This is a genomic window from Clostridium hydrogeniformans DSM 21757 (assembly GCF_000686705.1).
Taxonomy (GTDB): Bacteria; Bacillota; Clostridia; order Clostridiales; family Clostridiaceae; genus Clostridium_Z; species Clostridium_Z hydrogeniformans.
Map to the genome: position 1 here is coordinate 264,923 of NZ_KK366005.1, position 13,757 is coordinate 278,679.

Genomic DNA, 13,757 nt, shown 5'->3' on the forward strand with positions numbered 1-13,757 from the left:
AAGGTCTTTTTAAAGTTTATAAACCTTTATAATTATATTCATAATAACTACTACTCAGAAACTCAAATATATCTTTATACTAATATCCATATTATAGTATTATATTGATATAATTGTTTAATAATGTATTTTATTACAAGCTTATGGAGGTTATTATGAACATACTCTTACTTTCTATAGTTCTTGGACTTTTAGGACTCTCTATAGGTAGTGCACTAGAGTCTGAACTCTTTGCTATATTTGGAGGAATTATAGGCTTCCTTGCCCCACCCTTTTATTTCTTAGAGAAAATCTATAATAAAGTTATCAAGGATGCTAAAGCACCTAATAAAATTAAAGAAATTGATGAAAACTCTCTGGATTAATCCTATATAATAGGGTCTAATTAATTATACTTTTTAGAATAATTGATTAGATCTTCTTATTTCTCAATTATAGGTATCCAAATCTCACATCTATAATCCTCTCCATGAGGATCCCCTGAAAAGTATGCTTCAAACTCTGGAGCATTTGCATGCTCATATTGAGTTGCAGGAAACCATTCTGCAAAAATTTTATGCCAAGTATTTTGTATAGAATTAGGCATAGGTCCTATACTTTCAAATACTGCAAAAGTACTCTTTGGTATTTCAAAAACTTCATAATCCTTATATGACTTTAACGCCTCAATTTCATCTCCTTGAACCGCTATCATATATTTCATCTCATCCTTAGCCTCACAAAATCCTGTGCATATTCCAAGTATCCCTAAGTTCCCTTGATTATTTATTAATATATTATCTATTTCACTTGAGTTAACCTCATCCCAAAACTTAGGTATCTCCTTGAAGTTCTCTCCATTCTTTGTGCTAAACCTTCTTGAAAGTCCAACCACCTTAAAACTATCCTTACTTACAATTTTATAATCCATTCTCTTCTCTCCTTTTACTGTTAATTGAAAGGATATGGGAGTAGTAGCCCTTAAAATTTCACCCTTTTTTCTTGCCTCTGTAGGAGAAACCTTATGTAAGGCTTTAAAAGCTTTTGTAAATGCCTCTGGAGTTTCATAACCATACTTATATGAGATATCTATTATCTTCATATTAGTGGACATAATCTCTTTAGCTGCAAGGGTCAACCTTCTTTCCCTAATATACTGTCCAAGAGTCATTCCTGTTAAAATATTAAAAATCCTTAGAAAATGAAACTTAGAAATATGAGCAACCCTTGCTACCTCCTCTTGGGATATGTCCTTATCAATATTTTTCTCAATATAATCTAAGGCATTATTCATATCTTTAATATAATTCATATCCTCATTCCTTTCTTCTACAACTTAATCATATTACTTTCCAAAAATATTATCCTGTTCTATATTGCTTTCTATAGATAGTTTTAAATATTTACTTCAAGATTAGCTATTTTTATATTTCATAGTTTTTACTAAATAATATGCCAGTAACTCTAGCCCTCCATAAAATACAACATAAGGCAGTGCAGAATTATTTAAAAATACAAATACGCATACTAGGAATCCTATTATGGAACACATTGTAGTGAGTATTATGTTAACTCTTAGCACTCCTGCAAATGCTCCCTGTAATATAAAAAGTAATGGATTTATTAAGATTATTGTCATTATTGAAAACTGTTTTCCAAAATCCATATTACTACTCTTAAAGGCAATTACCATAAGAATGATCATAATTATTCCTGGTAACAAACTAATAATTCCTACCTTAGTTTTATTTTTATTCATATATCCTTAAACCTCTTCACTTATTCTACCCATAGAATATTCATCACTATATACTCCATTTCTAAGGGCTGACATTCTTACTGTTCCTTCAACTTGAAAACCAAACTTTTTATAAAGGTTTAAGGCTCTTTCATTTTCCTTAAACACTGAAAGCTCTAACCTTTTAAGCTTTAGTTCATTATCTGCCATATCTATAATTTTAGCCATTAGAGCTGAACCTACCCCCTTACCATGAAAATCGCTATTAACCATTATAGCAATATATCCAACATGATTTTTCCTTGGATTTTCATTAACCATAAGAGAAATTAGTCCTACCACCTTATCCTCTACCTCTGCTACAATCCAATAATTATTGTCTCCCATATTCTCAATACGCTTTTTTAAAAATTCCTTAGGTTCTCCCTTAGTAGCTAATGTATTTTCCATAACCTTTGGCATTTGTCTTATATTATAAAGCTCTTCTGAATCCCCTACCCTAACATCTCTTATTTTTATATCCATATCTTTCTCCCCCCCTATTTATTAACTTTTCCCTTATCAATATGACCTTATCTTCCATATTTAATTTATAACTTTTAGAATTTTTATCTTTATAATCTCATGAACTATTAGCTTTTATTTATCTACCAAGTTATATTTATAATCTACAAATATCCCTACCCTAGGATTCTATATTATTTTAACAATTTATAGTAAATTATAAATAATATATTACTATATATGATATAAATACAAAAGAAAAAAATATTTCATTATTTAGTGGAATCGTGCATAATCTACATAAGAAAGATAGGAGATGTTTTTCGGAGTGCCCTCGGCAAAATAAAAAACCGATACTAGATATAAGCAGTTTTTCGGGGTACGCTTGGAAAAATAAAAAACTGATAAATATGATGTTAAAGACACTTACTGTTTAGTAAGTGTCTTTTCTCCTTATATAGATATAATATTCTTGGAAACTATATCTACCTAAAATAGGCCTTTTAAAATATTTGTGACATTATATATGACTTAAGAATTTTTCCTAGATATAAATATATATTAGTACTATTCAATTCTTATTTTATATTGTAGAAGCCTTAGATGATATTGATTTTTCTGATTGTGCTTCTCCAGCCTTATATATAGCAATCTTAGTTATTAACGGTCCTATAAGTTCATAAATCACTGTAGCTGCTAGTATTATAGTTCTTATTGTTCCTCCATACTCTGGCACAGCAGTCTCCACCACCATGGCTAATCCTATAGCAACTCCAGCTTGGGGAATAAGAGTCAATCCTAAATATTTCTGCACAACTTCTGGACATCCAGCTAGTTTGCACCCTATATAGGCTCCTGATACCTTTCCTAATATTCTAAATACAACATATCCAATACCAATAAGACCTACACTACCTAATACAGATAAATCTAACTCTATTCCTGATAAAGTAAAAAATACTATAAATACAGGAGGTGTAAATCTATCTACCACTGATAAAAGCTTAGTGTTATTTGTAGATAGATTGCTTATAGTTCCTCCTAAAGCCATGCATGTAAGTAATGGAGAAACATTAAAATACATAGCTAAACCTATGGTAAAAAATATTATAGCTAATGTTATATTCATAAGTTGATCTTCATTTCTTAAGTCTCTTCCTATTAAACATAAAACTAATCCTATAATAACCCCTATAATCAGTGCTATTAATATTTCTCCAAATGGTAAAAACAACGTAGTAATAGATATAATAGAATTAGAATCCATCAATACCTTAGCTACAGTTACAGAAAGACCGAAAGCTATTACAGCTACCGCATCATCTATGGCTACTACTGGAAGTAGTGTATCTACTAAAGGTCCTTTTGCCTTATATTGTCTTATTACCATAATAGTTGCTGCTGGTGCTGTAGCTGCAGCTATAGATCCAATAAGAATACTAAAAGCTACCGGCTGTCCAAATACAAATATCATAGCAAAGTTAACCATAGCTACTGCAGTTAAAGCTTCAAATAAGGTTATGGTTATTATGCCTTTTCCTACCTTTCTTAGATTTTTGAAGTTTAAAGAGCTTCCTATGCTATAAGCTATAAAACCTAAGGCAGCTTCTGATATTATATTTAATTTACTCGCATCAGCTGCTGGAACTAATCCCATAAGAGAAGGCCCTATTAGTATCCCTCCAATTAAATAACCTGTAACCTTAGGTAGCTTTATATAAGATATAACCTTCCCCATAACTATACCTGTAAATAAAACTATCCCTAAGTAATATAAAGAATGCATTTTTTTCTCCCTTCTTATTTCTTTAAAGGCTAACTCCTTCTATCCTATTAACTGGAATAGTAAACACTATCCCAACTCCTGGTTTTGATAGGTCTCCTACCACATCTTTTATGGTATCTATAGCCACATCCACTTGCTCATGTTTAAGTACAGTAAAAATAGTCTTATTAGCATGTCTCCCTTTATTTAGGAACATCTTTAAAGAGCCAAACATAGGAATCTCTTCCTCTATGGTAGAAAGTATTTCTGCCATACCTGTACTATCAATAATTGTTGCTCCATGAATTCCTACTTCATTAAAAGATTTTATTACTTCCTCTACATGGTTCATATCATTTAGAACTGATATAAGTAGCTCCATAACGCACCTCCTTTACTTTAGGATAACATAAGCTATGTAAAATTTTGGTGCATATGACCATATTAGGCTTCCTTGTCCCTTGAATATATTGGAATTACTATCCTTCTATCTATTTTTCTTAACTTCTCACCATATATTTATTTTTCTTATACAAAATCTTTAATTTTAATAATCTATAACTGACTTAAAAGTAAAACTAATTAAACTAATAGTTATAAGCCATGATATACATAAAGTGTATACCATGGCTTATAATTAACTATTCCTTTTCTCCCAGATTGCTTCCGAATATAGATACATTTTCAGTGAAATCTTGGAAGTAGCTTTCATCCCACTTTAGAGCATTATTTACAAGACCTATTTCATCAGCATTATATCTTCCTGTTATTCTTTGAATCGCATATATATCATATACACCATCGCTTTCAAAGTCTACAGGGTATGCCCTATTTAATGGTGTTACATCCCCTGAAAGCTTTGCCTTTAATGTTCCATCTGAATTATATATTTCATTTAAATATTCTGGGTCCTTATCCCTTATGTCTATAAGATAACTCTTTTCATTGTTGCCTCCATAAACCCTAACTACGTAATTATCCATATACTCTACTTTAAATCTAGATCTTGTGTTAAATATATCATTGTTAAATATATTCTTAAAGCCATCTCCATCGTAGGTAAATAGGTCATAGTAAGCAAATCCTCCGCTTCCTCCTGAATCCACACTTACCCATATATCTAGTACTCCATCTCCTGTAAAGTCTCCTAAAAATAGTCTTGGATTATATCCCACATCGTTCTTTAAAGGAACTTTTATATACTTTTTGGTTTTAGAGTTAAAAACAACTACATACATGTTATTAACGAAAGGACTATTCTTTCCATAAGGTTTACTTCCAACTAACATTACTCTGTCATAAACCTTGTCTCCTGTAACATCTCCCATTCTCACGTCTATAACTATAGGCTTTGGCATGTCCTCTCCTCTAACCAAAAATTCCTCTAAATTTGTATATTCCATAAGATTTCTCCTTTTAAGTAATTACATTACTATAATATGTAATTACTCCAGGTATGTTATCCTAATATAACTCTAAAATGGTAAAAATCCTTTTTTATTAACTACTATCTTAACCTATATATCTAATTGTATTTTATTTTTAGTATTAGTTTATTGAAAAACAATAAATTTATATTGCTTTTTAATAACCTTTATTGTAATATTTATTCTATAGTCTTAAAAACTTCTAAAACCTTTATTGACAGAGTAATTCTAAACTTAATTAACGCCTATATTAATTGAGTTTAGCTCTATCAATCTAAGATCTATACTTATTGTTTATAAGGTTAGTTCAATATATTGATAAAATATACAAGTATTTATAAGAATATAAAATTTTTAAAGAGGTGATATAAATGAAATATTATGGTAAAGGGTCATTATCAACCTTAATAAAACTATCCTTAGATTTAGCTATGATAGTTGGATTTATAGTTGCTATACTTACCCTAAAGACCACTTATATGGAAGGCACTGAAATCCTATCTACTCCAAAAAAGATACTGATACTATCTTTATTGATTATAGGCATAACCTGTGTATTCCTAATTGTATTAGGATTAAGAAAGGTTTTAATCACTTTAGAAAGTGGAGATCCCTTTGTTCATTCTAATGTTAAAGCTCTAAGTAGGATTTCCTATGAATGTTTTATAATAGCTCTATGCTATATATTAAATACTCTATTTAGCTCAGATCTTAAGGAATTTAAGTTTATATATGTTGACTCTAAGGGAGTTCATACAGACATGGAATTCATAATCTTTATATTTGCAGGGTTATTTATCCTTATATTATCTAAGGTATTTAAAAAAGCTGTTGAATACAAAGAAGAAAATGAATTTACCATATAAGGAGGGATATTTTTATGATAATAGTTAATTTAGATGTGATGATGGCAAAAAGAAAGATTTCCCTTCAAGACTTAGCTGAAAAGGTAGGTATAACTAATGCAAACCTATCTGTGCTTAAAAATAATAAGGCAAAAGCTGTAAGATTCTCTACCTTAGAAGCCATATGCAAGGTACTTCAATGTCAACCTGGAGACATATTAGAGTATAGGGAGGATGAATAATTATGGAAAATGAAGCTTTTCTTATAATACTTAAGGATGATAAGATTTTAACCTGTAAAGATACTTTAAATAGAATAGTACTTCCCAGCCTTAAATTAAATAGTAACTCTGATGAGGAAACTCAGGTATTAAACTTCTTAAATAAGAAGTTTAATACCTTACCTAGTAAAATCTTAAGATATACTTCTCCTCAAAACTTTAGCTCTAATGGAGCTCAGTATCCTCACTACCTTTTAGATTATTCTAGTTCCAAATTAGATGACTTAAATGGTTTTGATAATTTATCTTTAGTTAAGTCCTTACCCTTTAGATCTCTTGATGCTTTAGAAGGCATAGTTAAAGAGTGTATAAAAGAGGATTATACCTCTAGTGCTATAGAGGAATTAAAAGAAGAACTTTTTAATAATTCATTTGATAAGAAATATTTTAAAGAATATGAAATGGATCTCCTACAGAAAAAGGTAGATAATAATGTATCCCTTAATAAAAAGGTTTTATCCATAATAGGAGCTATAATTCTAGGTTTCTTCTATAAAGATTTTGCTTTTAGTTATAGCGGAGTATCTTATTCACTATTTACCCTTATGATTATTTTATATTATTCACTTACAATTAATCCTATAATTTCAAAAAATATCATAGGTGTATTTATTACTATATTATCTATTTTGTTATCTATAACCTTTGGAATATATACAAACCCTGTACTCCGAGGTATTAATCATATACTACTTCCTCTACTCACTGCATTGTCATTAATTACTTTAACTTATAAGAATATATGGGATAATCCTTCCATGGTATTAAAAGTATTTAGGATAAAGGTATTTAGAGAGAGTTTTTCAAGTTCTTTAAAACTTCCTAAACTTATATTTAGTTTAGGTAAAAATTCTTTTAAGAATAAGCCCTCTTCAAATATAAATAATATAAAAAATGGGTTAATTATATCTATACCTGTTGTATTTATTCTTACTCTCTTATTAACCTCAGCAGACTCTGTTTTTGCTTTCTATTTAAAAAATATAACAGATATATTTAGTAATAGAGATATGTCTAACCTGTATAAAATAATTGCCTTAGTTTTATCTTCTCTCTATATCTTTGGACTTACTTGGAGCCTTAGATATAAAAATTTATCCTATAATAATAGAAAGAAGAAAAAGACTTTTCATCCTGTAACCTTAATTACAATATGTTTAATTGTTACACTTTTATATATTACTTTTACTATAGTTCAACTTACTTACCTATATGGAGGAAATCATGAATCTATTCCTGGAGGGTTATCCTACGCTGAATATGCAAGAGAAGGCTTTTTCCATCTAGCTTTTATAGCCTTAATAAATGTTTTAGGTATATTTATAATTAAAGTAAGAACTATGTTTACCATGGAGAATCATAGTAAAATTTTAAATTCTCTTTTATCTATTATAACTTTATTAACCTTTAATATGTTATTTTCAGCCTTATATAAAATGAATCTATATATTGATGTCTTTGCTTACACAAGACTTAGGGTATTGGTATCTATATTCCTAATATTTTTAGCCATTTCCTTAGTTATGCTTTTAGTTTATATATGGAAAAGCTTTAATATTATAAAATTTGTATTCTCCCTAGGTTTAGTGTTCTATCTAGGAATAAACTTCTTTAATATGGACAAGTTTATAGCCTCAAAAAATATCGAAATTTATTCTAAAAGTGGCAATGGCGATTTATGGTACTTATCAGAGTTATCCTATGATGCCATGGACCCAATAAAGAAAGCATATGATGAAAAGATAATAGACTATGATATCTATACTACCTGGAAGAGTAACAATAAAATAGATACTAGCTCTAAATGGTATGAGACTAATTATTATGAATCAAAATCTAGAACCTTAGATTAATAGAACTGATCTTCCTTAAGGTGGTGCTCCTTCAACCACCTTAAGGTTAGATAAATTAATCTATGGAAATAGCAACTGTTATCCCCCACCTTACACGTGGATGGTGGTGTTAAAATTTATAGCCATTAGATAAAGGTTAATTTTAAATTAAGGAAGTGCCCATGTAGGCACTTCCTTAAACTTTTAACATATAAATACTTTTATCACTAATTCTAAATACTCTAAGCAAATATTCTTGTCAATAATCCTAAATCCTCTAATTAAATGTTAATTCTTTTTTATCCTTATAATAAATTTTATAGATACCATATCCAATAACATTAGTAAAAAATACAGATATTATCCAAGCTTTATTTCTTTCCTCATAAAATATGTTAACAGCCGCCCAAACCCCAAATAGACACCAAAACACTATAAATAAAATAGCACATAACATGTAATATTTAATTGTAAATTTCTTTTCCCTAAAAATAATATCAATAACCTGATCAGAATCTTCTATCTGATTAGAGTAATGATTTGTTATTTCATCAAATACTATTCCTAAATTATCCTTAAAGTATCTAGAGTCCTTAGTTTCTTCATTTAAAGGATATATATAATTATAATCAAATTCAATGCCTTTTCTAAAAGGTTCAAAGCCACCAAATGACATTACTCCATTTTCATATCTCTCTACCTTTGAATTGTATATAGCCGCCCCTTTAACATGAATGTTACTATTTACTATATTGTTAACTTCTTCTTTTAACTCTTCAGTAATAGGATTTTCTAAAGTTAACTCACTAGCCCTAATTGCCTTATCTACAGTTTTATAAAACTTAAAGCTTCCTCTATCATGTATTATTCCAATAGTAATAAGTAAAACAGATATGCTTAGAGATATTAAAGCCATTAATAATATGTTTTTGCCTACATTTTTCTTTCTCTTATATAATCTATTTATTTCTTCCTTAAGAACTTCTGTCTCACCAAACCTATCTATAGCTGTGCTTATTGCATCCTCTTCCTTGTACCCTATTTCTATAAGATCATTTATGCTCATAGTAAGATTAAAAAGTATTTCTTCCTTAAAATCCACAACCGCTTTAGAACTTTCATCTAACTTATAAGTTAGCTTGTCTACATAATCTTTAACCTCTTTTATACCTTTATTACTTATGATATATTCCTTCCCCATAGGATTATACCCCCCCTAAAAATTTATCTATTAATCCCTTCATAAAACTCCATTCTTTTCTTTTGTTTTGTATATAGATCTTTCCTTCTTCAGTAACTGAATAATATTTTCTTCTTCCCCCTCCACTTTCTCCATCATGCCAGTAGGAGGTTACATAACCATTTTTCTCTAATCTTTTTAATGATAAATATAAGGTTCCCTCTTTTAATTCAAAAGTTTCTTCACTTATTCCTCTTACACTTTTAGCTATTTCATACCCATACATTGGTCCTGTCTCTATTAAACTCATAAGTATGGTATCTATATAACCTTTAAGGACCTCTTTATTAACTTCCATATTTTCCCCTCCTATGAACATATTAACATACAGTACTTAATAATGCAATGTACCTAATAATAAAAAATACTTTCTAAATTTATTTAAATCTTAATTCTATAACTTTCCTATAAAAATATAAATCTGAATATATATATTTCTAATTTAGGCCTTATAAACTTTTGATTTTGACTTCGAACCTATTAAGAAAATTTGATTTATCATATAGTTTACGTAAAATAAAGAGTGGCCTCAAAAGCCACTCTTTTATATAATTACTTATATTGTAGTTTATAATAAAAATCTAATATTTCTAAAATAGTTTTATCACTTTAAAGATATTAATTCTTATTCTTTATTTCCTTTCTTATTTTCTTTAGAGCCTTTTTTGATCCTCTTTCAAGATCCCTCTCAAGTTTTCTCTCCTTATAGGATGTAAACATAGTTGTTATATCATAGCCTTCTGGATAAAGGTCTTCTCCTTTTATCTCTAACTTTAATCTTTTATAATTAACAGTAATAACTGTGCCTCTAAAAAATATCTTTAGGTTATTAAGGCTATCTATTTCTTCATATACTATTCCATAATCATTATGGTCTAATACCTTCACCTTATCCCCAACTTTATAGCTATAATATTTTTCTTCTTCTTTCAGAGTAGTACTCTCATCTTTATTTATATTTATCTTACTTCTTTTAACTAATTCAGTATTATAGTCTTTAGTCTCAAGATAATTCTTAGCTTTTAAGATTACTCTTTCCCTAATTCCCATCTTTCTTGAGATAAATAAAGCATTACTCTCTCCAGCTTCTCCTATTACAAGCTTATATAAAGGCTCTAATGTATCTTTATTAAATGTCATAGAAGCATTTATAAATTCTTCATGGCTTTCTGCAAATTCTTTAATCTCTCCATAGTGGGTTGATGCAATAGTTATACATCCCATATGATAAAACTCCTCTAGTATAGCTATGGCAAGTGCCGCTCCCTCATTAGGTTCTGTACCACTACCTATTTCATCAAATAAAAGTAAGGTAGAATTATTAGAAGCCTTCATAATATCACCTATATTCTTAACATGAGATGAAAATGTACTTAATGAGTTTTCTATACTTTGATTATCTCCTATATCCACAAATACCTTTTTAAATACCGATAGCTCTGTACCACTAACTGCGTTTACATGAAACCCACTTTGAGCTGCAAGGGTTAAAAGTCCTAAGGTCTTTAAAACTACTGTTTTTCCTCCTGCATTAGGTCCTGTTATTACAAGGGTTCTATAATCTTCTCCTATCTTAAAGTCTAAAGGTACTACCTCCCCTTTAAGAAGTGGATGCCTTCCCTTAATTATATTTATATATCCATTGCAATTTATCTTAGGACATATTCCATCTATGGCTTTACTGTATTTAGCCTTAGCAAATACCATATCATATTGTGCTACAGTTTCTACATTTATACTTATGACTTTAAGGTTATCATAAGCAATAGAGGTTAAATGACATAGGATTTGATATTCCTCTTCCTTCTCTTCTGCCTTTAATGTAGCTAGCTCTACGTTAAGAACTGCTACTCCTTGAGGTTCAATAAACACTGATGACCCCTTAGATGAAGCTTCAATCACAACTCCATCCACCTGATGTTTATAGGATGACTTTACCGGAATCACATACCTATCATTTCTCTTACTTATAAAAAATTCTTGTATATATTTTTTATTTTCAGATGAATTTAAGAACTTGTTTAATTTATCTTTAATTTTTCCCTCTACAATATCAATGTTTCTTCTAATCTTCTGAAGAGCTTTAGTAGCTTGTGAATCTACCCTATTTCCTCTTATACACCTATTTATTTCATCTTCTATAAATAAAAGCTCTGTTATAGAATTACTATAACTACTAAGGTTAGGTGCATAGCTTTCCTTATCCTTCATAAACCTTTTTATAGTCCTACATCCCCTTAAGAAATTACTTAAAGTTTCAAGATCACTAGGATTTAAAATAATATCCTTTTTAAGTTTCTCTATAATTGGATTTAAGTTAAATACTCCTTCTAAAGGTACATGGGAGTATGCATCAAGAATGTTTCTACCCTCAGTAGTTTCCATAAGTCTTTTATTTACTACATTTATATCACTACTTGGATTTAGTTTATCTATAAGATCTTTTCCAAGTCCACTAACACAGTATTGTTTTACTAATTCTTTTAAATCTTCATATTGTAATTTATTAAAAGTATCTATATTCATTTAAAGATTCTCCTTCATAATTTAAATTTTACTTAATTTTTGTATAACTAAAATCATGAAGATACCAATATCAAATGGTTCTTAAGTTTAGATGGAGTTTAATTAAGGGAATGCCTCACTTCACCTAAATCTTAGAATAACTTATATAGGGACATACAGCTCTTATCCCCACTTTAAAGAGGATGGGGAGGTAACTCTGCTAGTCATCATATAAAATCTTTTAATAGATATAATGAATTTAATCTTCCTATAACTATTAAATTATTAAAATAGGCTTGAAAATGTAATCCTCCAAACTAAGATGATATTTCCTTGCTTTTTCTTAAGAAAATTAATTCTTCCTAATGCTTAATTATTATTTTACCTAGACAGTAATTCTTAACTTTTAGTAAAAATCACTGTCCTATAAAAAATCGCATAAAAAAGCTGTGGATACCTTTAATGTTTCCACAGCTTAAAATTCCTCACTAAAAAAGCCTTATTTAGGGTATTAGAAAAACACCCTCTACATAGGAGGTAATATAAGCATATCTGGTATCTTCATAGACTAATGAATAAATCCCCATGACAAATAGAGGTATATTAAATACCTTTTTATAAGAATTTACTCTATTAAATTTGGTCTAGTTAAATACCACGCTCATAAGCCACCTCTTCTTTATATTTTCAAACCTATTTAATGTAATCTTATCATAGTATCATATTATTGTAAATATATGTTTTCTTACTCTTTTCCCATTATTACATATTTATCTGAATTAAATATCTTTGAAGTAATTAATAACTCTATACTAGCAACCACCACATTGGCGATTAAATTGTTCCAATTCCAAGATTCTATCCACAGCTTTTAAATTTTTTCTAATAAAAAACTTTAAAACCTGTGGACAACTTTATTCATTTCCACAATAAGATATAATAAGGATAGTAAATACTTTAAAAGTTTATCATAAACCTATATTTTATGTAAACACACTCCCATATATAATATATAAGTCATTAACTAAATTAATATACTTATATATTCCGTTACCCTCTCTCCATTTTATTGAATTGTTTGTATAATATTGTAAAATGAATTCAAACTATAAAAAACTTCTCTTAGGTTACTACTTTATTTTACTCCTAAAATCCATCCATTCATAATGAACTTATTCTATAATATACAATATTTAATAAGTAGAATACTATGATTAATCCCTATACTATAAATAAAATGGAGGTATCAATTATGTATAATAGTATAGTTAAAAGATTACTGAAATGTGGCCTCTTTGGACTGCTATGGTTTATTATCTTAGTTATTCTCGCACTTTTAATTGTGAATTTCACTAAATACAACTTTAATGATGTTTTATTTGTTGAAGGCATGATACTAGTTGTTATAGGGGTACTATCTTCACTTGGTGGAAATCCTATGGGATTATCCCTTCAATCTTTAGGTCAAATGAACTCTCAATATGTTGCAAATGCAAATCTTGAAGTATCTAAAAGAGAAAAAAGTAGAGCCTCCCTTAAAACTACCCTAAGTATCAGCCTAAGCATGGCAGCCTTCGTTATTGGAGGGCTTATTTCAATCCTAGCTAGCTTTATCTTCTAAAGAACTAATCACAATAAATT

14 protein-coding genes are annotated in these 13,757 nt (G+C 29.0%); 5 read left to right on the plus strand and 9 right to left on the minus strand.

Going from position 1 to position 13,757, the window contains the following annotated elements; all coding sequences use genetic code 11:
• Positions 1 to 155: 155 nt before the first annotated feature.
• Positions 156 to 365 carry a hypothetical protein gene (locus tag BR69_RS20845; RefSeq protein ID WP_034850115.1) on the plus strand — a complete coding sequence of 70 codons (210 nt, stop codon included), beginning with the start codon at positions 156 to 158 and terminating at the stop codon, positions 363 to 365.
• Positions 366 to 421: 56 nt separating this feature from the next.
• On the opposite strand, the gene BR69_RS0118270 is transcribed toward BR69_RS20845, so the two are convergent.
• The 6 genes from BR69_RS0118270 to BR69_RS0118295 form a co-directional block, all read right to left on the minus strand.
• Positions 422 to 1,291 carry an AraC family transcriptional regulator gene (locus BR69_RS0118270; protein WP_027634497.1) on the minus strand — a complete coding sequence of 290 codons (870 nt, stop codon included), beginning with the start codon at positions 1,289 to 1,291 and terminating at the stop codon, positions 422 to 424.
• 102 nt (positions 1,292 to 1,393) lie between these two features.
• A complete protein-coding gene (locus BR69_RS0118275; protein ID WP_027634498.1) occupies positions 1,394 to 1,738 on the minus strand; it encodes a hypothetical protein in 345 nt (114 codons plus the stop codon).
• A gap of 6 nt (positions 1,739 to 1,744) precedes the next feature.
• Positions 1,745 to 2,242, minus strand: a complete 498-nt coding sequence (locus BR69_RS0118280; protein WP_027634499.1) for a GNAT family N-acetyltransferase — start codon at positions 2,240 to 2,242, stop codon at positions 1,745 to 1,747.
• A 562-nt stretch (positions 2,243 to 2,804) separates the two neighbouring features.
• Positions 2,805 to 4,007, minus strand: coding sequence for a cation:proton antiporter (locus tag BR69_RS0118285; RefSeq protein ID WP_027634500.1), 1,203 nt, complete (start codon positions 4,005 to 4,007; stop codon positions 2,805 to 2,807).
• Positions 4,008 to 4,029: 22 nt separating this feature from the next.
• On the minus strand, positions 4,030 to 4,368 hold the full coding sequence (locus BR69_RS0118290) for a P-II family nitrogen regulator (RefSeq protein ID WP_027634501.1): 339 nt from the start codon (positions 4,366 to 4,368) through the stop codon (positions 4,030 to 4,032).
• A gap of 259 nt (positions 4,369 to 4,627) precedes the next feature.
• Entirely contained in the window at positions 4,628 to 5,389 is a 762-nt protein-coding gene (locus tag BR69_RS0118295) for a VCBS repeat-containing protein (RefSeq protein WP_242840718.1), read from the minus strand.
• Positions 5,390 to 5,784: 395 nt separating this feature from the next.
• Between BR69_RS0118295 and BR69_RS0118300 the strand changes: the two genes are divergently transcribed.
• The 3 genes from BR69_RS0118300 to BR69_RS0118310 are packed head-to-tail and all read left to right on the plus strand — an operon-like array spanning position 5,785 to position 8,392.
• Positions 5,785 to 6,279, plus strand: coding sequence for a DUF2975 domain-containing protein (locus BR69_RS0118300; RefSeq protein ID WP_027634503.1), 495 nt, complete (start codon positions 5,785 to 5,787; stop codon positions 6,277 to 6,279).
• A gap of 14 nt (positions 6,280 to 6,293) precedes the next feature.
• A complete protein-coding gene (locus tag BR69_RS0118305) occupies positions 6,294 to 6,500 on the plus strand; it encodes a helix-turn-helix domain-containing protein (protein ID WP_027634504.1) in 207 nt (68 codons plus the stop codon).
• A 2-nt stretch (positions 6,501 to 6,502) separates the two neighbouring features.
• On the plus strand, positions 6,503 to 8,392 hold the full coding sequence (locus BR69_RS0118310; protein WP_027634505.1) for a DUF4153 domain-containing protein: 1,890 nt from the start codon (positions 6,503 to 6,505) through the stop codon (positions 8,390 to 8,392).
• 256 nt (positions 8,393 to 8,648) lie between these two features.
• On the opposite strand, the gene BR69_RS0118315 is transcribed toward BR69_RS0118310, so the two are convergent.
• The 3 genes from BR69_RS0118315 to BR69_RS0118325 all read right to left on the minus strand — a co-directional run bounded on the left by BR69_RS0118315 (position 8,649) and on the right by BR69_RS0118325 (position 12,137).
• A complete protein-coding gene (locus BR69_RS0118315) occupies positions 8,649 to 9,572 on the minus strand; it encodes a permease prefix domain 1-containing protein (RefSeq protein ID WP_027634506.1) in 924 nt (307 codons plus the stop codon).
• 4 nt (positions 9,573 to 9,576) lie between these two features.
• A complete protein-coding gene (locus tag BR69_RS0118320) occupies positions 9,577 to 9,909 on the minus strand; it encodes a PadR family transcriptional regulator (protein WP_027634507.1) in 333 nt (110 codons plus the stop codon).
• Between the two features lie 320 nt (positions 9,910 to 10,229).
• Positions 10,230 to 12,137 (minus strand): endonuclease MutS2, encoded by a 1,908-nt coding sequence (locus BR69_RS0118325; RefSeq protein WP_027634508.1) that lies wholly within the window; start codon positions 12,135 to 12,137, stop codon positions 10,230 to 10,232.
• Positions 12,138 to 13,368: 1,231 nt separating this feature from the next.
• On the opposite strand from BR69_RS0118325, the gene BR69_RS20850 reads away from it, so the two are divergent.
• Complete coding sequence (locus BR69_RS20850) at positions 13,369 to 13,737, plus strand: hypothetical protein (protein WP_051623680.1); 369 nt, start codon at positions 13,369 to 13,371, stop codon at positions 13,735 to 13,737.
• The last annotated feature ends 20 nt before the right edge of the window (positions 13,738 to 13,757 follow it).

Coding starts and splice junctions, on each gene's coding strand:
- BR69_RS0118275 (WP_027634498.1), bottom strand. CDS start 1,738: ATGAATAAAAATAAAACTAAGGTAGGAATTATTAGTTTGTTACCAGGA.
- BR69_RS0118300 (WP_027634503.1), top strand. CDS start 5,785: ATGAAATATTATGGTAAAGGGTCATTATCAACCTTAATAAAACTATCC.
- BR69_RS20850 (WP_051623680.1), top strand. CDS start 13,369: ATGTATAATAGTATAGTTAAAAGATTACTGAAATGTGGCCTCTTTGGA.
- BR69_RS20845 (WP_034850115.1), top strand. CDS start 156: ATGAACATACTCTTACTTTCTATAGTTCTTGGACTTTTAGGACTCTCT.
- BR69_RS0118310 (WP_027634505.1), top strand. CDS start 6,503: ATGGAAAATGAAGCTTTTCTTATAATACTTAAGGATGATAAGATTTTA.
- BR69_RS0118295 (WP_242840718.1), bottom strand. CDS start 5,389: ATGGAATATACAAATTTAGAGGAATTTTTGGTTAGAGGAGAGGACATG.
- BR69_RS0118280 (WP_027634499.1), bottom strand. CDS start 2,242: ATGGATATAAAAATAAGAGATGTTAGGGTAGGGGATTCAGAAGAGCTT.
- BR69_RS0118270 (WP_027634497.1), bottom strand. CDS start 1,291: ATGAATTATATTAAAGATATGAATAATGCCTTAGATTATATTGAGAAA.
- BR69_RS0118305 (WP_027634504.1), top strand. CDS start 6,294: ATGATAATAGTTAATTTAGATGTGATGATGGCAAAAAGAAAGATTTCC.
- BR69_RS0118315 (WP_027634506.1), bottom strand. CDS start 9,572: ATGGGGAAGGAATATATCATAAGTAATAAAGGTATAAAAGAGGTTAAA.
- BR69_RS0118320 (WP_027634507.1), bottom strand. CDS start 9,909: ATGGAAGTTAATAAAGAGGTCCTTAAAGGTTATATAGATACCATACTT.
- BR69_RS0118325 (WP_027634508.1), bottom strand. CDS start 12,137: ATGAATATAGATACTTTTAATAAATTACAATATGAAGATTTAAAAGAA.
- BR69_RS0118290 (WP_027634501.1), bottom strand. CDS start 4,368: ATGGAGCTACTTATATCAGTTCTAAATGATATGAACCATGTAGAGGAA.
- BR69_RS0118285 (WP_027634500.1), bottom strand. CDS start 4,007: ATGCATTCTTTATATTACTTAGGGATAGTTTTATTTACAGGTATAGTT.